Genomic DNA, 19,108 nt, shown 5'->3' with positions numbered 1-19,108 from the left:
CTAGCTCCTTCCACCTTTGCCTTTCTGTACAGTTTTTTTCTTTTCTTCCGCTTCGAAGCCAGTGCAATCTTCCGGAACCCGCAGCAGTGCTACTTTTTCTTTGCCGATCTTCTCTCGATTCCCCCCGGATTTTGGCGTCATGAGGTCGACGTATTCCTTTATCTGTATCGCCTTGGCCCAATCCCTGGGGAACTTGATTTCGACTGCCGCAAAAACGTTTTCGATTTCAAAGGGTTCTTGTCGGTACTCGACTACCACCAAGTCCGGTGCAAGGCTTCCCCGAGGTCGCGGCCAGAATGACGTCACCTTGCCAAAGCGCTTGGGCCGTGTCGGTGGTTCACCCAGCAGAGCTTTGCTGCTGGCACGGTTGTAATTGGGTTCAGCCTTGAGTGGGCTGTGCCAGTCCAGCGCTTCGTCAATGGCTTCGAAAAACAACGAGGCAGTGAGTTGCTTGAGTGCGATCTCGATTGTGCTGTTGACCAATTCATCACCCATCTTCTTGCGAATCCGTCGAGGTGTTTTGATGGGGACTTGCAACGCAGTGGTACACACCTGGCTAATGGCAGGGCGAAAGGGAACCTTGCGCTCAATGAACTCCTTGAACGTTATATTTTCATTGCCTCTTCTGGAGACGGTGCTATTGCCACCGTGGTCGACTTGAGCAAAGGTTGAACTCTTAGTGTCAACTTCCTGCGCCATCTTCTCTATGGTGGTTTGAAGAACTTGCTTGATCTTGTTTCTGCGTTCAGTAATCTCGTGCGCGAATTCGGCCAGATCTGCTGCGCTCTTTACTGCCTCAGAAACCTGATGCGCCCTGTAGGCGCGATAGGCGGCCTCGATGACACGCGCAATAGCGGCGGGGGCTGGCATCAGTCCTCTACTCCCATGTAATAGTCAATCAATGCGTCCGGAAACAATTCATCGGCACTGTACTCAGCAGCTTGCCAGTCGATCGCAGCCACTTTTGACTGCCAGTCCTCGGTGATCCGTTGGTCTTCACGCATGACGGCCTTATGGACCTGCACGGCTTGGACGTTCTCGGTTGTCACCCAATCGGTTTCGCCTGAAGTGCGGGTCAAGCCTTCGGCGAGTACGCTCGCGCCAGTGCTGATGCGGTACCGGTAACCTGAGAAGGCGCGTTGATCGTTCTTCACCAGCGTGTAGCGGCCCAAGAAATTGCCGAGTGGAGCGGGAGAGGGAGGTGCATGGGTAAACGAATTACCCGATCCTTTTGCATCGCTGGTCACCGTTCCCTTGAAATGGATGGTCAATCCGTCGAGGGTGATGCCCCTGGAATCGATGGTGATACTCCCGCCAGCGGCCTTGAGCTCGATTCGCTCGCCTGCGGCAACTTCGAAGCGGGTAGTCTTTTGCTCGATACTGTGGCGGGCAGACAGCTGATAGGCGTTTCTCACCGAATGTTGGGCGTTGCCTCCAACTTCGGAGTGATAGTCAGCGGCAATCTTCTCTACTCGATTGTTGGCTACCTCCTCGATACGATCGCCACCGATGTTGAGCGAGTGGTTGCGGCCAATGGTCTGAAAGCGATCACGCCCCACCTGCAAATGCTGATCCTGCCCAACCTCAACCCGCTCATCGTTACCGACCCGTTCGCTGCGGTCGTGGCCGATCTCGATCTGCTCATCGCGCTCGACCTTCTCACTGCGATCATTGCCAACAAACACCCCATTGTTGTGTTTGATATGAACGTTCTTGTCCTTCTGGGCATGGATGAACACCTCTTCCTGCCCCAGCTCATCCTCAAAGCGCAGCTCGTTGAAGCCCTGGCCCTTGTGGCTGCGGCTTTTGATGGTCATGCGCGTTTTGTGCTTGGGCAGTTGATACGGCGGCAGGTTGGTTTCGCGGTAGGCGCGGCCGGTGGCGATGGGCTGGTCGGGGTCGCCGTCCAGGTAGCTGATGATCAGTTCCTGGCCGACCCGGGGGATGGCCATGGCGCCCCAGGTGGCGCCGGCCCAGCCCTGGGCGACGCGGATCCAGCAGGAGCTGTGGTCGTCCTGGTGGCTGTCGCGGTCCCAGGGGAAGCTGACTTTGACCCGGCCCCATTCGTCGCAGTAGATCTCTTCGCCCGGCGGGCCGACCACGCTGGCGATCTGCGGGCCGTCGATGCGCGGCTTGGGCCGTAGCGGCGCTTTCCAGTCGGCGTCCCAGCGGATGGCGCTGGCGCTGAGCCGGTAGGCGGTGCCGCTGTCGCTGCCGAAGGCCTCTTCGAGCAGGCTGCTGTGCTGCGTGCCGTGGTGCTCGATGGCGATGGTGCGCCAGCGGTCGTTGAAGTCTTCGCGCGGGTGGTCGTTGAGGTCGAAGGCCAGGCCCGGCTGCAGGCGCGCGTCATCGCCTTCCATATGGGCCAGGCGGGCGTCGCTGCGCAGGGCGGTCAGGCGGGTTTTGGTGAAGGGCTTGCCGCTGGCGTCGCGCTTGTAGCGGCCGGGGTAGTCGTAGCGTTCGTAGTCGCTGTGCTGATGGTCGAGGTCGCTGGCGCCGACGGCGTTGTGCTGCAGGTTGTAATAGGGGTGGGTGAAGGTGTAGTCGCGCTGCACCTGGCGCGCGCTGCGCACCTGTTCGGTGTAGTGAAAGCGCTGCAGGGCCGGCTCGGCGCTGTCGCCGCCGGCCAGCGGCTGGTAGAGCACCGGGCAGTGCTCGTGGGTGCCGATGGTGCCCAGGCCGCCGACGCGGTCGGTGAGCCACAGGGTATGGCCGTCGGCACGGTGCTCGAAGCTGTACAGCAGGCCTTCTTCGGCGGCCAGGCGGGCGATGAAGTCGAGGTCACTTTCGCCGGCCTGGACGCAGTACTCGCGCGGCGGATGGTCGAAGCACAGGTAGGTTTTGACCTCGCTCAGGCGCTGGGCCTCGAGCACCGCGAGGATGATCTCGGGCACGCTCTGGCCCTGGAACATGCGCCAGTTCGAGCGCAGGCCGGCGCGTGCCAGGCTGGGTTCGAGCACGGCGCGGTAGCGGGTGCGGCGAAAGCCGGTGTCGCCCTGGCTGAACAGGCTGACCAGGCCGTGCACGTAGCGCACCGGGGTGTCGCCCCGCCACAGGGTGAACAGCGCGGCCAGGTCGAGCACGCGGTTGAAGTCGACGGCCGGGTCGTGGCTGGCCAGCTCCAGGCTCAGGCGAAAGGGCTGGGACAGGCCTTCCTCGAGGTGGAACTCGACCACCTCGAAGGCGTCGCCCTGCAGGGGCTCGAAGGTGAAGCGCAGGTCGCTTTGGCGGGGCATGGGGGGCTCCTTGTAGGGTCAGTCGACCAGCCAGCTGGGGTCGCCGTTTTCCAGGGTGCCGCCGTGGTCGGTGGTATCGCCGACCCGGGCCACAGAATGGCCGCCAATGGTCATCGACGACGAGCCGCTGGTGATGCTGGCGCCGCAGCCGAGGGTGTCACCAACCCGGGCAATGGCGCGGCCGTTGACGGTGAAGCTGTCGGCGCCACTGTCGACCGTGGTCGGGCCGCAGGTGGGGCAGTGATGGTTGTGGCCAAGCAGTACGATGGCAGGCATATCGCCTCCTGATCGGTGCAGCAGGAAAGGGGTGCGCCACTGGCGAGCCGTGGCGCAACGGTACGGGCGCAGCGGTTAGGCCGGTTTGCGCCAGTCGTCAGAGGCCTCGGTGCCGGCCACTTCATGGCTCCAGCTGACCTTGCGGTAGGCCAGGCTGGTCTTGATCAACTGGGTGTAGTTGGCGTTGTCGCTGTCCTGGGCATGGGGCAGCACGGTGTGGATGTCGACCACGGTGGCGTCTTCCAGCTTGGTGGTGAAGAAGTGCTCCTGCTTGCCGTCTACCGAAGTCCGAAACCACTTCACCTCGACGGTCGGCAGCATTTCGCCGGTGGCCAGGGCCTGGTAGAGCATCGGCGAGGCCTTGCTCAGGGCGCTGGTGAAGATCAGCGGTTTGTGCACCCGCTGGCCCGACGGCTGGCCGCTCTGCGGGTCGGTCGGGGTGGTGATCTGGTGATCGATTTCCTGGGCGAGGATCTCGTCTTCATGGCCTTCGACATAGACGTTGCCGACCGAGTCGGCGGTGAAGGCGCCCTTGGTGATGTGGCCCTGGTTCTGGCCGTGGATGCTGATGTAGGCAGGTGTTGGCATGACATGCTCCGTGTCGCGTTCGATTGAACGACCCGCAGGTCGCCACCGTCGCCATGACGGTGAGTGTGTTGGCCCGATGGGCCAGGCTTTGCAGGCGCCCGGGGGCGCGCTGAAAATCGTTCAAAGGCTGAGAATCCGTTCCAGCGACACCAGCACCTGTTCGCTGATGCTGTTCAGGCGCAGGGCGTAGGCGCTGTAGGCGCCCACCAGGACCACGGCGGCCAGGGCCCAGGGTGTCCACAGCGGCAAGCTGCGCTTGAGCCGGTAATTGCGTGGGGCAATGTTGCGCAGCGGCTCGGTCAACTGCGTGGGCGTTTCGCCCCTGAGCGGGCGCAGCACGCCGTGCAACTGGGTGATGATCTTCTGCACCTCGGCCTCACCATTGGCCTGCTTGCCGTACTTGCCCTTGAGGCCCACGCACAGGCACAGGTACATGAACTCCAGGACGTGCTGGTACTTGGCCGCTTCGCTGGACATGCGCGCCAGCAGGGTGAAGAACTTTTCGCCGCCCCAGGATTCATGGTGCAAGGCACTGAGCAACGGCTGCTGTCGCCACTCGCCGTGAAAGCCCCAGGCGCTGCTCATGACCACTTCATCCACCAGCAGGCAGAGGCTGTAGGAGTAGGCCTTGAGGGTGCTGGGTTGGTAGTCGAGCTGGGCGACTTCTTCCATTACCGTGACGATCTGGTTGTGAATGCTCTGGCGCAAGGCCAGCACCTCATCGTGCGCGTCCAGGCTATGCAGGCGCAGGACCAGCCCGATCAGCGGCATGGCGGCATCACACAGGGGGTTCCACGACAGCCCGCGCAAGTCGAACTGCGGGTCGCAGCGCAGCGGCCCGGGAGCGCCGGCGGGGTTGCCGGTTTTGTGCAGCACCGCGTCAACGTGGAGCTCTTGATTGCGCGTCTCCTGGCTGGCATCACGCATCTTTTTCACTCCTGATGGCCCACAGCTGCAGCTCAAGCTCAGGGAAGTCACCGGCGATGTGGAAGCCAAAGCCGCTGGCGCTGTGCAGGCTTTGCCAGGCCGGGTCGTGGCGGTCGAGCTCGAAGTAGCTGAAGCCGGCGTGGAACGGCAGGTGGCGTGGCGCCACCGGCAGGGGGATCAAGGGGATGCCCGGCAGTTGCAGGCTGATCAGCCGGCCCAGGGTTTCGCTGGAACTGATCTTGATCTGCCGCGGCAACTGCTGGCGCAAGGTCTCCAGCGGCAGGCTGGCGCGTACCGCCAGAATGAATTCGGCGTTGTCCAGCAGGCGCTTGTCGCCCAGTGCGGCGCTCATGACGCCGTACTCCAGGGTTTCGATCGGCAGCGATACCGCCCGTGGTTGCAGCACCGTGCCCAGGGCCCGGCGCAGGGTAAGTTCCAGGGGCTTGAAGCACTGGTGCAGGCTGTCGTGCTGATAGGCCGGGCATTCCTCGGGCAGGTGGCTCTCATCGGTGAAGGTCACCAGCTCGCCGCAGGCCTGGGCAAAGGTGATGTACAGGCGTTCGGGGTGGATGTGGCGTTGCCGGTTCAGGTGCTGGAACAGCGGGTACCAGCGGTTGAGGGTTTGCAGCAGGTTGAAGTCGGTGACGTCGGCCACCCCGGACTGCCCGGGCGAGCCGATGCGTTCGGCCAGGTTGCGCGCCCGTTCACGCATCAGCCCGGTGATTTCGCCCAGGTAGCGCTGCAGCGCCGGCACCGCCTGCAATGACAGGCTGGTGGGATAGAACTGCTCGTCCATCACCAGGCTGCCGTCGGGGCGCTTGTCGTGGATCCTGCCCAGGGCAATGCTGGTGAAGGCGCTGCGGTCATCGCGTTCGAGCATCAGTTGCAGGTTGGGGACCGCCAGGTTCATTTCCACCTGGTCGCCGCTTTCGCTGTGGATGTCATGCACCGGCTTGCGCTGGGCGATGTAGCGGCTGTTGGCGTACTGCTCGGGCCAGCGCACCTCCAGGCCTGCGGCGGATTTGAGCGGCAGCGTCAGGTAGACCACCTGGTTGACCAGGCCGCTGTCGCTGATTTCCAGTGGCGCTGGCGGGGCCAGGTCGCCGGGGATGTCGAAGACGCTGCCGTCAGGCAGGATGCCGCGCGCGCGGTTGATAGCCACTTTGCCAAAATTGAGGAACTCGTTGTTCAGCTCCAGCTCGCTGAAGCCGTACGGCGCCGGGTTGAGGCTCTCGACCCGCTGTTGCGCGGCGGCCTCCGTAGCGCGTGCCTGTTGCTGGAAGTGCTGGGGTTTGACGAACAAACCCTCGTGCCAAATGACCGGGTGGCGTGAACTCATTGTCGGGCTCTCTGAAGGTAAGGGGCGCAAGCTGGCGTCATCGGGTTTCACCCTTGAGCTCGACCTGCGCCTGGCCAAGCTCGACCAGCAACGCGTAGCGCCGGCCCTTGGGTTCGACGCGCAGCAGCTGCTTCCACTGGCTGACCTCCTCGTTGTGGTAGTCGGCGATCACCGCGACGAAGCGCGTCTGCTCATCAAGGGGCTGTGGGTCGATGAACTTGAACTGGCCGGGCCGCAACAGGTAGTCGTCGACGCGGATATAGGTGCTGCCCAGGGCGTGTTTCAGGTCGAGCGCCAGGGCTTGGGCACTGGCGCTGATCAGCAACGAGTCGTCGCTCAGTTGCAGGACCCTGAACGCCACCGGCGTGGCAATCAGTTGCGGGGCAAGGTGCTGCGCCGAGGTAGCCAGGTGGACGCCGGCAGCCTGGTAATCGCCCAGGGGCGACTCCTCGACCCAGGACGCCCGGGCTTCAGGCTCAGGTTCCTCAAGGATGGGTGACTGCGCCGGGGCGTTTTCGTACAGATGCTCGAGCACCGCTTGCAGCTTGTCTGCCAGGGCCTGGGGGCTGCTGGCCTTGATGTCGAGGCGGTAGGGCGCCTCGGCGGGGTGTTCGGCGGCCATTGGCGCGTTGCCGGGGGTGACCAGGCGGCGGTTGACGTCATCGCTGGCGTGCAGGCTCAGCGAGTAGTAGCTGGGTTGATCACCGGGCCCGCCCACCGGCGTCGAAGGGTCGACGATCACCTGGCCGAGCTTGCCCAGCAGTGTGCAGCCGCCGAGGGTCAGGGCTGCCAGCAGCAACAGGCCCAGGCGCAGTGAGCTGGCCGCTGCCGGGTATTTCCTGCCACGCGCAACAGGCGGGTGGCGGTGGTTGGGTGCGGGCTGGCGATGGGCTGTTGCCAGCGGCATCGACGGCGGCGCACCCAGGCCCAGCATCGGGTCGTGCTGTTCGCGCGGATCCAGTGGCCGGCACAGGCGATCGAAATCCGCGCACAAGGCCGGGGCAGGCACAGGCACAGGCGCTGGCTGCAGCGGGCGGGTATTGGCGTGCCAGTCCTCCAGGCCGTCCTCGTGGCCGCTGAGCAGCTCGGCCAGCGAACGCTGGCTCAGGTGGCGTGGGTCATCGTCGGTACAGGCAGCGCTGTGCAGGTGCACGACGATCCGGTAGACACCGACCTTAAGCCAGTCGCCTTCGTTCAGGCGAACGGTGGCGCCGCGGCCCAGGGGCAGGTCATGGCCATTGAGGTAGGTGCCGTCGCACAGGTCGGTGACGCAGAAGCGGCCTTCATGCCAGTGAATCCGGCAGTGCTGAGGGCGCACGCGGCCAGAGCGGTCACGCAGCAGCCAGTCGCAGCCGTAGCTGCCGATCAGGCCGCCGCGGTAATCCATGCGCCGGCTGGGCAGGCAGCCATGCAGCAGCTGCGCCGGATTAGCGATCACCAGGGTCAGCTTCATGCGCGCCCCCTGATCCGTACCACGGCAGGGTGGCGCTGTTGCTGGCTCTCGATGAAGCTGGTCCAGCCCAGGTGGGTACCGCCCTGGCGCTGCAGGTTGAACGGCGGTACGTCCTCTGCGCACAGGCGCAGCTCCAGATCGTAGGCGGTCACGTCGCGCAGCAGAAACTCCAGCAACTGGCGCAGGCGGGCGAACTGCGTACCACTGGGCAGAAACTGGCGAAAGCGCGCCTGCGACAGGTTGGGGATTACCAGGGTGAACTTGCTGGCGCGGGTCCGGGTGCGCTCGCCAACCACGAAGCTGTTGCCCAGCTGGCCGTTGTGCTCGCCCAGCACCAGGCGCTGGCGCGAGGGCACGGGCACGGTGCGCCGTTCGAACTCACGTAGGTAGACGCCCTGTACATCGAAGCAATGCTCGACGATGCCGGAGACCATCGACGGCGGCCGGCTGCGGCTGGCGATCAGCCCGGCAAAGCTCAGCAGGCGGCCCCAGGGCAAGGGCGTAGCACCGCGCAGGTCGTTGTCGTTCAGGCCGATCAGAGAAAACACATAACGCGAAAAACGGTCGCGGGCCCCGGGTTGGAAGCGGATGTAGTAGCGGTACTTGCGCCAGCTCTGGTGCAGCAGGGTCAGCAGGCGATGATTGAAAAAGTCCAGGAATGCCGGGCGAATCCCGCGCTCCTGGGCCTGCTCGTAAGCCAGGCGGTCGAGGTAGTAGGCGGGCAGGGGCGAGTCGCTGCCCTGCAGGCCGAAGAAGCTGGTCTGTACCCGATAACGCTGGTTGCCGCTGCCGTCGTCGGCCAGCACGCCCGCCTGGGTTACGTCGGACGCCGGAAAGCCGAGGCTGGCCTGGCTCTGCAGGCGAACCCGGCGGCGCGTGGCCAGGGCCGCAGGCAGTGCTTCGAGGTCGTCGCCGTGCAGGGCGTGCAGGTGCTCGAGCAGGCGATGGAACGAATAGTTGCGGGCGTCGGCCAGCAGCGCTTGGGCTAGATCAGGGGTTGCCTGCCGGTCAACAGTGGCCATTCATAGTGCTCGTTGTTGGTGGTGTTGATCACTTCCAGGCGATGGAAGGAATTGATGCTGGCGTAGAGGGCAAAGAAGCGTGACAACACGCTGGCGAACAGGTACAGGTCGCCCTCGCAGAGAAAGGCCTGCTGGTCCAGGTGCAGGCAGGTCTGCAGGCCGCGCACCGGCAGGCCCTTCATCAGCCAGTCGACCGCGCAGGTCTGGGCCTTTCCAATGCCATTGAGGCGCTTGCGTGTGGCCCGGGCCTGCTGCAGGTCATGCAGGGCGGCAAAGTCGTAGGCGCGAATCACCGCCTTGAGCGGCTCGGCCGACAGCAGCGACAGGTAGTTGAGCGACAGGTTGGAAATCAGCGTCCAGTGCAGGCTGCTGTCGAGTACCGGCCGGTAGGCGCGGGTCGGCGCGATCAGGTTGGTATAGGTGGCGAACGAAGGCGTCGCCTCGGTCGACAACGACAGATCGCCGACCCCCAGGGCCTGGGGCAGGTCGCGGTTGCTGCAGGTCAGCTCGATCGAGGCGGTTTCGCGCTCGCCGATGTACAGGCTCTCGTCGCCGCGGACAAAGGCGATGCGATGGATCAGGCCATCACGGCCATGGGATTCTTCGATGTGGGTGCGAAAGTACAGGGCGGTGCGCCCGCGGGCGAGTTCGATCTCGTGCTGGAACGACTCGAAAGGGGTGAAGGTGCGCAGCGGCTCGCCCTGGCGTTCCTTGTCGCTGGCATCCCAGCCGGCTACCCGGTCGACGCTGAATACCTCGTACGCTTCAGGGTGCTTGCCCGCAGGCCGGATACGCCGCTCCAGCTGGCGTCCGTCGAGGGCAATGGGCTCGGCATCGTGGCTGAACAGGTTGACCGCCGGTGCGCAGTACAGCTGCAGGTCGCGGGTGCACAGGCGCATGTTGGCCGGCATGGGCCGGGAGAATTCGAACTCGAAGCGAATCTGCCCGCAGCTCAGCGCCGGCCATACCCGGGCAAGGCCAGTGAGGCTGAAGAAGTGAAAACGCTGGGGGAAGACGAAGTACTCCTGCAATATCCGGTAGCCGTCGAAAACATTGCGCGGGTAGGGCAGCAGCGCCTCTTCGGCGCTGAACCCGGGAAAGCCGATGTTCTCGGCCGACAGCCCGTAGGTGTTGCCATCGATATGCAGGGTCAGGCGTTTCAGGTAGTGGGCAATCCACAGGTACAGGGTCTGGGCCGTGGCGTCGTCACCGCTGAGGTGAAAATCCAGTTGCTCGCACTCCAGGCTGTTGAGCGGTTGCGGGGTCAGCACCTTGAGATCGATGCGCAGCATTGAGGTCTCGCGGCTGTGTGCATCGCTGACCTCCTGCATGGCCAGGGGGAACAGGCTGACTTCGGTACAGGTGCGAAACTCGCACGACACACCATCCACGGGCTTGGCGAACAACCGCGTGCCCTTGGGCAGCACTTTGCGCCGGGTGATCGCGTCAGGCCGCGGCTCGAAGCGCACGATGGTGGCGCTGGGCAGTGGGCGCAGGTAGTTGGGCCAGAGCATCTGCAGCAACGGATGGGTCAGCTCGGGCAGGTCGTCGTCGATCTTCATGCCCAGCTTGGCGGTGAGAAAGGTGAAGCCTTCCAGCAGGCGCTCGACGTCCGGGTCGCCGGCCTGATCGCCGAGAAACTGCGCCAGCTGCGGGTTGTCTTCGGCAAACTCGCGGCCCAGCTCGCGCAGGTAACGCAGTTCATCGGCAAAGCGTTGTTTCAAGCTCATGGTCTTCTCACTTCACCCGGGTGTAGCCGTCGCGGCCATGGATGGCCACTTGCAGTTGCACCTGTTCTTCCCTGTGCTCGAGCCGTACCTGGCAGTCGAGGCGAAAGTTCAGCTCCAGCGGCAGGTCAGGGTCAGGCTGATAACGCACACCGGTGACCTTGATCCGCGGCTCGAATGCCTCGACCGAGCGGCGAATGTCGGCGCTGATGGCGATCAGCAGGTCGTTGCTGCCCTGGGCGGCACCGTTGAAATCGCGCAGGCCCAGTTCAGGGCTGCTTTGCGAGCAGCCCTGGCGGGCGTTGAGCACCTGTTCAAGGTGCCGCTTGATCGCTTCGATCGCCTGCCGGGCCTGGCTCTGCGCCGTGCCCGGGCGGTAGTGCGGGGCGTCGGGCTCGAGGCGTTCGAACAGGCTGTTGACGCTCATCTACTGGGTGTCCAGGCGGCCAACCAGCGAGATCTCGAAGTTGGCGCCCATGTACTTGAAGTGCGGGCGCACCGCCAGCGAGACCTGGTACCAGCCCGGGTTGCCGGCCACCTCCTGGACTTCGATCTGCGCGGCGCGCAAGGGCCGGCGGCTGCGTACGTCGGCGGACGGGTTGTCCTGGTCGGCAACGTATTGCTTGAGCCAGGTAGTCAGTTCGCGCTCGACGTCCTGGCGCTCCTTCCAGCTGCCGATCTGCTCGCGTTGCAGCACCTTGATGTAATGGGCCAGGCGATTGACGATGAACAGGTAGGGCAGCTGGGTGCCCAGCTTGTAATTGGTCTGCGCTTGCTGGCCTTCGCGGGTCTTGGGGAAGGTCTTGGGTTTTTGCACCGAGTTGGCCGAAAAGAACGCCGCGTTGTCGCTGTCCTTGCGCATGGTCAGGGGGATGAAGCCGGCTTCGGACAGCTCGAATTCCTTGCGATCGGAAATCAGCACTTCGGTGGGGATCTTGGCCTGCAACTGGCCCATGGCTTCGAACAGGTGCACCGGCAGGTCATCGACCGCACCGCCCGATTGTGGGCCGATGATGTTCGGGCACCAGCGGTAGCGGGCAAAGCTTTCGGTGATGCGTGAAGCCATTAAAAACGCCGTGTTGCCCCACAGGTAGTGATCGTGATTGGCGTCGATGCCCTCGTCGTAGCAGAAGCTGCGAATCGGGTTCTCGGTGCTGTGCCAGGGCGAGCGCAACAAAAAGCGCGGCAGGGTCGCGGCCAGGTACTTGGCGTCTTCCATGTCCCGCAGACCGCGCCATTTGGCATGCGCCGGGCCTTCGAAGATGTCGTTGACTTCCTTGACCGCGGCCAGCTCCTGGAAACTCTTGAGGTTGAAAAACTCAGGCCCTGCGGCCATCACGAACGGTGCATGGGCCATGGCGCCAACTGCTGCCACGTAGCCGAGCAACTTGATATCCGGCGACGACGGGCCGAAGGTGTAGTTGCCGATCATCGCTGCCACCGGCTCGCCACCGAACTGGCCGAAGCCTGCGCTGTAGACGTGCTTGTACAGGCCGCTGCGGGTGATGTCGCCGGCATTGTCGAAGTCGTCGAGCAACTCCTCCTTGGTGACATGCAACACCTCGAGCTTGATGTTCTCGCGAAAATCCGTGCGATCGACCAGCAGCTTCAAACCGCGCCAGGCCGATTCCAGTTGCTGGAACTGCGGCTGGTGGAGGATCTGGTCGATTTGCCGGCTCAAGGCCTGGTCGATTTCGCTGATCATCTGGTCGACCCGGTGCTTGTTCACCGGTTGCTGGTGATCACCGCTTTGCAGGATCTCGCTGATGTAGGCGGCCACCCCCTGGCGGGCGATGGCGTAGCCTTCCTGGGCAGGGCGGATCGTGGTGTTGGCCAGTAGTTGATCGAGCAGCGAGGCGTGTTCATCGGTCGTCAGGACCTGGGCTGCAGCGCTTTCCTTGGGCATGGTGGGTTCTCCGTTCATAACTGGGATGCAGGGCAGGGGAGTCAGTGTTAGTTACGCGGTTGTTATGCGTCGGTAACCGTATTTGTTGCATCCAGTACCAGGTCAAGTTCCTGGGCCAGGCGCTGGCGAGTGGCTTCGTCACTGAGCAGGCTTTGCAAGTGCTTGCGAAAGGCCGGTACATTACCCATCGGCCCTTTAAGGGCGACCAGTGCTTCGCGAAGTTGCAGCAGTTTATTCAACTCCGGTACTTGCCGGGCGATGGCGTCCGGGCCAAAGTCATTGATCGAGCGAAAGTGCAGGTGCACGTTCAGGTCATTGTCGCTGTCGGCGCACAGTGTCGACGGCACCGCCATCTGCAAACCGACTTCGGCCTCGGCCAGCACGGCATTGAAGCTGTCCTTGTCAATGCGCACCGGGCGGCGCTCCTCGAGGCTCGAGGTATCGCCGCGGCCCAGGAAATCCCCGGTGACCAGCAGTTTCAGCGGCAGCTCGACTTCCGCCTGCTGATCACCGGTAGCGGGCACATATTTGATATTGATGCGCTCTTTGGGGGCGACGGAACCGTGCATTTTTGACATGGGAATATCCATTTCAGGCTGTAGGTCATTTATATTAGGAATGGATCCAATACCCTTTGTCATGTCGGATGCTTCCTAAAATGTTCTGATTAATGCGTAGGACAATTCGCCAATGTTCTGGTTTGCGTTTAAGGCTGTGTTTATATTTCTTACTTGCTCTTCCTGTATTTGGCGATTTGCTGTTTTTTTACCTGTTGCAGCTTGCATTTTATTTTTTAATTGAGTGATGCTTTAAATACGTTTTATTCGACTGAACAACTATCGGCAAACTTGCATGAGTTGCAGCTGAGGAGTGGCGATGGGCGCTATGGGCAAGGAGTGGCGATACAGGTGGCTGGGCCTGTGCGTAGCGGTATTGATGCCAGCCTGTGCGCTGGCGGCGCCGCTGGACTGCACTTCGATCGTTTCGCCGCTCAAGCGCCTGGCCTGTTTCGACGAAGCCGCCGGTACGCCACCGGGCCCGGCGCCGGTGGCGAGCCCGGCTTCGCGGGTAGGCCTGGTACCGGCTGTCGTCGACCTGGTGCAGCGCAATGAGCAGCGCCGCGCCGCGGACGACTTTCGCTTCCTCGCATCGCTCTGGCCCGAAGCCGATGATGACAGCCGCCAGCGGATGATCATTTCCGCGCCGGCGCTGGGCGTCGCGCCGCCGCGGCCTTACCTTGCGATCAGCTGCGAGGCGAATATTTCCCGGGTGCAACTGGTGCTGGATGAGCCGCCCGGGCCCAACCGTATCCGCCTGCAACTGCTCAAGGACGGCCAGCCGGTGGCCGATGCCTACCCGTGGCAAGTACTCGACGATGCCGGTTTGGTGGTTGACGCCGGGCGCGGGCTGCAAGCCATTGCCCTGCTGCGGCGCATGGGCGGCGGCCAGCGCCTGAGGGTGAAAAGCGATTACCCGGCACTGGACGGGCTGGTTTTCGATGCGCAAGGTTTGGGTGAGCTGATCGAGCAGGAGCGCCAGCTATGTCGCTGGTGATCGACCTTGCGGCCGGCGCTCTCACGCAGTTGTTGGCACCCATCGAGACCGACCGGCCCGCCGGTTATTTTGATGTGGAAGATGAAACCTTCCAGGCCATCGACCAGGAAATGGTCAAGCTGGGCGGCCTGCGCGAGAACACCATCGACTGGCCATACATCGATGAAGCCTCGCGTCAGTACCTTGCCACTCAGTGCAAGCACCTGCGCATCCTCGGGCATCTGCAGGTGGTGTGGCTGCGCACCGCAGAGTGGGGGCACTGGAGCGCTGCCCTGACGCTGCTGGCGGGCATGGTCGAGCATTACTGGGACAGTGCTCACCCGGTGCCAGGGCCGACCGGCTACCTGAACAAGCGCAAGCAGGTGCTGCGCCTGCTCGAGGGGCTCGGCCAGGCCCTGCCGAGCCTGCAGCGCAGCAGCTTTGCCGAGGTTCACCAGGCCGACGCCGAACAGGCCCTGGCCAGCTTGCTGGACGGCATCGAAACCACGCGGCTCGAGCCCGCAGCGATCGAAGCGCTGCAATTGCAACTGGGCAAGTACCGCGAACGCTGCCTGCCGGCCCCGGCAGGTCGCGCGGTAGCTACCGATGCCGGCCTGAGCCCGGCGTTCTTCGCAAGCACGGCGCCGGTGGGCAATGAGCGTGAACAGCGCCGGGCCTTGCTGAACATGGCTGAACAGATCAACCAGCAGGACCCCTACGACCCGGTGGGCTATCAGTTGCGGCGCTTCGCCTTGTGGACCCCTGTGCGCACCGCGCCGTCGGTCACCCGCGAGCGGCGCAGCGAACTCAGCGCGGTGCCCCGGGATATCGTCGACAGCTACCACGACGCCCTGGCCGCCAACAACGTCGAGCCCGCGTTGCTGATGCGCATCGAGCGCAGTGTTGGCGCCTCACCCTACTGGTTGCGCGGCAGCTTTTTGGCGGCCAGCGTGGCTTCGCGCCTGGCCATGGACGAAGTGGCGGGCGCCATTCGCCAGGCCTGCGAACGCTTCGCCTGCCGTTTACCGGGTTTGACCAGCTTGTGCTTCAGCGACGGCACGCCGTTCGCCGATGCCCAGACCCTGGCCTGGATCAGCGGCGCCGATCAACCCGAGGCGGCGCATAGCCCGGTGCAGGAGTTCGCCGGGCTGCGCGACGAACTGATTGCCCAGCTTGATCGCGAAGGCGTCGAGGTCGTGCTGTTGCGCTTGCAGGAACTGCAAGCCGAGCAGCAGGCCCCACGCCAGCGCTGCTATGCCACGGTGATTGCCGCCGACCTGTTGGCGGCCCGCGGTCTGGCGTGGCTGGCGGACGATCTGTATGCCGGCGTTGTCCGGATGATGCGCGAGACCAGCGCACAGGGCTGGGAGCCACAGTTGTACCTGAAGGTGGCACAGCGCTCTGGCGCCGACCCGCTGATCACTGCAGTCAAGGAGTAGCGAAAATATGGATAGGGTCTGGAGTCACCTCAAGCGTTGGCGGCTGCCGATGCTGCGCCAGTTCAACCGGTCACTGGCGCTGCTGGTGCTGCTGGGCGTGCTGCTGGTGCTGGGCGCAATCTGGTGGCTGGGCCCACAATGGGTCTGGAATGACCATCGACCGCTGGCGCCACTGCCCATGCGCGTGGCGGCCAGTGTCGTGGTGCTGGTAGCGCCGCTGCTGGCCTGGGCCTGGCGGGTACGCCGGCGATACCAGGCGTTTCAGGCCGAGCGCCAACAGCAGGCGGCGCGCCAGGCCGACCCCTGCCTGCCCCATGTACAGGCCCAGGAGCGGGCGTTGGCGCGCAGCCTCGATCACCTGCTCAACAACATGGAGCGCCGCCGCTCGCTGTACCAACTGCCCTGGTACCTGGTGCTCGGGGCGCAGAATGCCGGCAAGACCAGCCTGATTACCCGCTCCAACCAGAGCTTCGCCCTGTCCCAGGTCACCCGCGCGGGCGCCAGCGCCCAGCAGGATCCCGATCTGGCGTACCCGATCGACTGGTGGATAGGGGACGAGGCAGTGCTGTTCGACCCGCCGGGCGAACTGCTCAGCCAGCCTGAAGAGCCATTGCCCCACCAAGCCAGTGCCGAGGGCGAAGACAGCGTTCAGCAGGGGCTCCCCGTCGGTACTCACCAGCGGCTGTGGCTGCACCTGCTCGACTGGCTGGCCCGCACCCGCAGCCGTCGCGCCCTCAATGGCGTGGTGCTGGTGATTGACCTGCAAAGCTTGCTGACCCAGGCGCCGGAGCAGCGCAAGGCCCAGGCGAACCTGCTGCGCACACGCTTGTATGAACTGACCCGGCAGTTGGGCACCCGCCTGCCGGTGTACGTGACCCTGAGCAAGGTCGACCTGCTGGAAGGTTTCGAAGAGTGCTTTGCCCGGCTTTCGCCGAGCGGGCGTGAAGCATTGCTGGGCTTCACCTTCAGCCTGGCGGCAGTGGACGACTTCGATGCCTGGCAACAAGAGCTGGCCAGCGGTTACGACAGGTTTGTCGAGCTTCTGGGGGCGCAGGTATTCGACAGTTGCGCCCAGGCCCATTCGTTGAGCGAGCGTCAGCGGCTGGTGGCGCTGGTGCGCCAGTTATCCGGCCTGCGTCCGGCACTGCTGGGTTTTTTCGCCGAGATGCTCGGCAGCGACCGCTTCACCACGCCGGCACTGGTACGGGGGGTGTACTTTTCCTCGGTGTACCAGCAGGGTACGCTGAGCAACGCCTTCGTCGACGAGGCCGGCAAATCCTATCAACTGCCGTCGCCGGCAGCCGAGGTACAGCCTGCCGGCGGCAAGGTGGTCTATTTCGCCCAGCAGCTGTTCCAGCGCGTCATCTACCCGGAGGCGGGGCTGGCCGGCGACAATATCAAGGTCGCCCGCAGCAAGCGCCGGCTGTTGCTTGCCGGGTTTGCCGTCGCTTCATTGGGCTGCTTGCTGGCGGTGGGGCTGTGGCAGCTGTACTTCAGCGTCAACCGTGACAAGGCGGCCAGCGTCCTGGCCAAAAGCCAGGAGTTCAGTGCACGGGATATCGATGCCAAGGTCGACACCACTGGCCGTAATCTTTTGGCGCCGCTGGACCAGATTCGTGACGCGGTGTCGGTGTACGGCGACTATCGTCAGGCCTGGCCGCTGCTGTCCGACATGGGCCTGTACCAGGGCAAGAAGATTGGCCCGACGGTGGACGAAGCCTACCTCAAGCTGCTGTCCAAGCGCTTTTTGCCGGCCATCGCCAGCCGCGCCCTGGAAGCTGTCTTCGCTGCGCCTACCGGCAGTGACGAGCAACTGCAGGCGTTGCGCGTGTACCGCATGATTGAAGATCGAGGCAATCGCCAGGCGGCCATTGTCGAGCAGTGGGCAGCTCGGCAATGGCAGCGCGCCTACCCCGGTCAGGGGCAGGTGCAAGCCGACCTGATGCGCCACCTCGACTACGCGCTGAAGTACGCCGACGCCGATCTGGCGCAGCACCACGAAAAAATCGCCCAGGTGCAACAGGCCTTGCGTCAGCGGCCCATGGCCGAGCGGGTTTATCTGGCTCTCAAGCGCCAGGCGCAGGCGCGTCTGCAGCCGGCGCTGGACCTGCGCAGCGAAGTGGGCCCGGCCTTTGACATCATCTACCAGGTGCCGTCCGCCAGTGAGGGCGACAGCCTGTTGCTGGCTCCGCTGCTCACGGCCAAAGGCTACAAGGCTTACTTCGAGTCGGGTAGCCGTAACCTCATCGAGCTGGCAATGATCGACCAATGGGTACTCGGCGAACGTCAGCGCCTGGATTACTCCGAACATGACCGCGAGGTGCTCGGCCAGCGCGTTCGCGCCCTGTACCACGCCGACTATGTGGACAGCTGGCGCCGGGCACTGAGCCAGGTTTCTATCGTCGATTTTCGTGACCTGGGCCACGGCGTGGCGGTGCTGGAGCAGGTAACCGGGCCCGGCGCACCGGTGCGCCGCCTGCTGGAAACCCTGCGCGACAATACGGTGATCTTTGCGTCGCTGCCGGTGGCCGAAGTTGAGCCGTTAGCCGGTGCGCAAACGGCAACGGATGGGCCGCCCCAGGCGGTGGCGATCCGCCGGGCATTTTCCGGCCTGGCGGAGTTGATCACGCCCCAGGCTGACCGGCCGTCCTACTATGACGAAACCCTGCGTGCGGTCAGTGCGGTGTACGACTACGCCAAGACCGTGCACGACAGCCCCGACCCGGGCAAGGCCGCATTGAAAGCGGTGTTGCAGCGCTTCGCGCTGGGCGGCGCCGACCCGATTGCCAACCTGCAGCGTATCGCCGCCGGCTTGCCCGAACCGCTCAACCAGCAGGCCAGAAAACTTGCCGACCAGACCGCCCAGGTGTTGATGATCACCGCCCTGGGCGAACTGGAAAAGCGCTGGGACAGCGAGGTCTACAGTTTTTACCATGAGCGCCTGGCCAATCGTTACCCGTTCAGGCCCGCTGGCGAGGATGCCTCGCTGGAAGACTTCGAAAGCTTCTTCGGCCCCAAGGGGCGCTTGCAACAGTTTCAGGACCAGTACCTGAGCGTATTCCTCAAGGACAACCTTGACGCGCTGTACTCCGATGCCCTGGGTGGCTACCTGGTGCGCAGCGATGTGCTGGAGCAACTGCAGCATGCCGAACGCATCCGTGACACCTTCTTCAACAACCGCGGCCACCTGGCAGTGCAATTGAGCATCGAACCCCTGGCCTTGAGCAGCAGTCGCCTGAGCAGCCTGCTGAGCATCGATGGCCAACTGGTCCCGTACCGCCATGGCGCGCCGCAGCGCACCGGGCTGGTCTGGCCCAATGACCTGGGCAGTGCCAGTGCCAGCCAGCTGACGCTGGTGAACAGCAGCGGCAACACCGCCAGCCTCAGCTATCGTGGGCCCTGGTCGCTGTTTCGCCTGCTCAGCCGCGCCCAGCTCAACGGCCGCACCGACACCAGCGTCGATCTGACCTTTGCCGTCGCCGATGGCCTGATGCGCTACCGGGTCGAGGTACAGAAGGCCAACAACCCGGTGACCCAGCGCAGTTTCGCCGGGTTTGCCTTGCCCAGGACCTTGCTCGAGGCGCGCCGCGGCCTGGCGGTCGATGATGAGTCATAGCCGTGCGCCCCGCGCCGCGCTTGATGCAAATCAAGGCCTGTGCGCC

Annotated in this window: 15 protein-coding genes; 3 read left to right on the top strand and 12 right to left on the bottom strand. The window is 64.0% G+C overall.

What is annotated here, in order from left to right; translation table 11 throughout:
- The 12 genes from LOY34_RS15235 to tssB all read right to left on the bottom strand — a co-directional run bounded on the left by LOY34_RS15235 (position 1) and on the right by tssB (position 13,052).
- Positions 1-870: a VRR-NUC domain-containing protein gene (locus tag LOY34_RS15235; RefSeq protein ID WP_195884367.1), complete on the bottom strand. Its 870-nt coding sequence runs from the start codon at positions 868-870 to the stop codon at positions 1-3.
- A complete protein-coding gene (locus LOY34_RS15230; protein WP_258663454.1) occupies positions 870-3,236 on the bottom strand; it encodes a type VI secretion system Vgr family protein in 2,367 nt (788 codons plus the stop codon). Before LOY34_RS15230 ends, LOY34_RS15235 begins: the two co-directional genes overlap by 1 nt.
- An 18-nt stretch (positions 3,237-3,254) precedes the next feature.
- Positions 3,255-3,512, bottom strand: coding sequence for a PAAR domain-containing protein (locus tag LOY34_RS15225; protein WP_195884365.1), 258 nt, complete (start codon positions 3,510-3,512; stop codon positions 3,255-3,257).
- A 75-nt stretch (positions 3,513-3,587) separates the two neighbouring features.
- Complete coding sequence (locus LOY34_RS15220; protein ID WP_045197961.1) at positions 3,588-4,100, bottom strand: Hcp family type VI secretion system effector; 513 nt, start codon at positions 4,098-4,100, stop codon at positions 3,588-3,590.
- 120 nt (positions 4,101-4,220) lie between these two features.
- Entirely contained in the window at positions 4,221-5,027 is an 807-nt protein-coding gene (gene icmH / locus LOY34_RS15215) for a type IVB secretion system protein IcmH/DotU (protein ID WP_195884364.1), read from the bottom strand.
- Positions 5,020-6,366, bottom strand: coding sequence for a type VI secretion system baseplate subunit TssK (tssK, locus tag LOY34_RS15210; RefSeq protein WP_195884363.1), 1,347 nt, complete (start codon positions 6,364-6,366; stop codon positions 5,020-5,022). The genes icmH and tssK overlap by 8 nt, the downstream gene beginning before the upstream one ends.
- A gap of 37 nt (positions 6,367-6,403) precedes the next feature.
- Positions 6,404-7,819: a type VI secretion system lipoprotein TssJ gene (tssJ, locus tag LOY34_RS15205; protein ID WP_258663449.1), complete on the bottom strand. Its 1,416-nt coding sequence runs from the start codon at positions 7,817-7,819 to the stop codon at positions 6,404-6,406.
- The gene (gene tssG, locus LOY34_RS15200; protein ID WP_258663446.1) at positions 7,816-8,841 is read right to left on the bottom strand and encodes a type VI secretion system baseplate subunit TssG; all 1,026 of its coding nucleotides are present in this window, start codon (positions 8,839-8,841) and stop codon (positions 7,816-7,818) included. The genes tssJ and tssG overlap by 4 nt, the downstream gene beginning before the upstream one ends.
- Positions 8,805-10,571, bottom strand: coding sequence for a type VI secretion system baseplate subunit TssF (gene tssF / locus LOY34_RS15195; protein ID WP_258663444.1), 1,767 nt, complete (start codon positions 10,569-10,571; stop codon positions 8,805-8,807). The genes tssG and tssF overlap by 37 nt, the downstream gene beginning before the upstream one ends.
- 7 nt (positions 10,572-10,578) lie before the next feature.
- On the bottom strand, positions 10,579-10,995 hold the full coding sequence (tssE, locus tag LOY34_RS15190) for a type VI secretion system baseplate subunit TssE (protein ID WP_045197969.1): 417 nt from the start codon (positions 10,993-10,995) through the stop codon (positions 10,579-10,581).
- Positions 10,996-12,474, bottom strand: a complete 1,479-nt coding sequence (gene tssC / locus LOY34_RS15185) for a type VI secretion system contractile sheath large subunit (RefSeq protein ID WP_045197971.1) — start codon at positions 12,472-12,474, stop codon at positions 10,996-10,998.
- A gap of 62 nt (positions 12,475-12,536) precedes the next feature.
- Positions 12,537-13,052, bottom strand: a complete 516-nt coding sequence (tssB, locus tag LOY34_RS15180) for a type VI secretion system contractile sheath small subunit (protein ID WP_195884360.1) — start codon at positions 13,050-13,052, stop codon at positions 12,537-12,539.
- A 298-nt stretch (positions 13,053-13,350) separates the two neighbouring features.
- Between tssB and vasI the strand changes: the two genes are divergently transcribed.
- The 3 genes from vasI to tssM are packed head-to-tail and all read left to right on the top strand — an operon-like array spanning position 13,351 to position 19,062.
- On the top strand, positions 13,351-14,028 hold the full coding sequence (vasI, locus tag LOY34_RS15175) for a type VI secretion system-associated protein VasI (RefSeq protein ID WP_230090869.1): 678 nt from the start codon (positions 13,351-13,353) through the stop codon (positions 14,026-14,028).
- Positions 14,016-15,446, top strand: a complete 1,431-nt coding sequence (gene tssA, locus LOY34_RS15170; protein ID WP_195884359.1) for a type VI secretion system protein TssA — start codon at positions 14,016-14,018, stop codon at positions 15,444-15,446. The genes vasI and tssA overlap by 13 nt, the downstream gene beginning before the upstream one ends.
- Before the next feature lie 7 nt (positions 15,447-15,453).
- Positions 15,454-19,062 (top strand): type VI secretion system membrane subunit TssM, encoded by a 3,609-nt coding sequence (tssM, locus tag LOY34_RS15165; protein WP_258663437.1) that lies wholly within the window; start codon positions 15,454-15,456, stop codon positions 19,060-19,062.
- Positions 19,063-19,108 lie beyond the last annotated feature (46 nt).

The organism is Pseudomonas sp. B21-009, assembly GCF_024749345.1.
In the GTDB taxonomy this organism is placed as follows: Bacteria; Pseudomonadota; Gammaproteobacteria; order Pseudomonadales; family Pseudomonadaceae; genus Aquipseudomonas.
The sequence above is the reverse complement of the archived record's forward strand: the minus strand, read 5'-3'. Positions and strand labels throughout refer to the sequence as shown.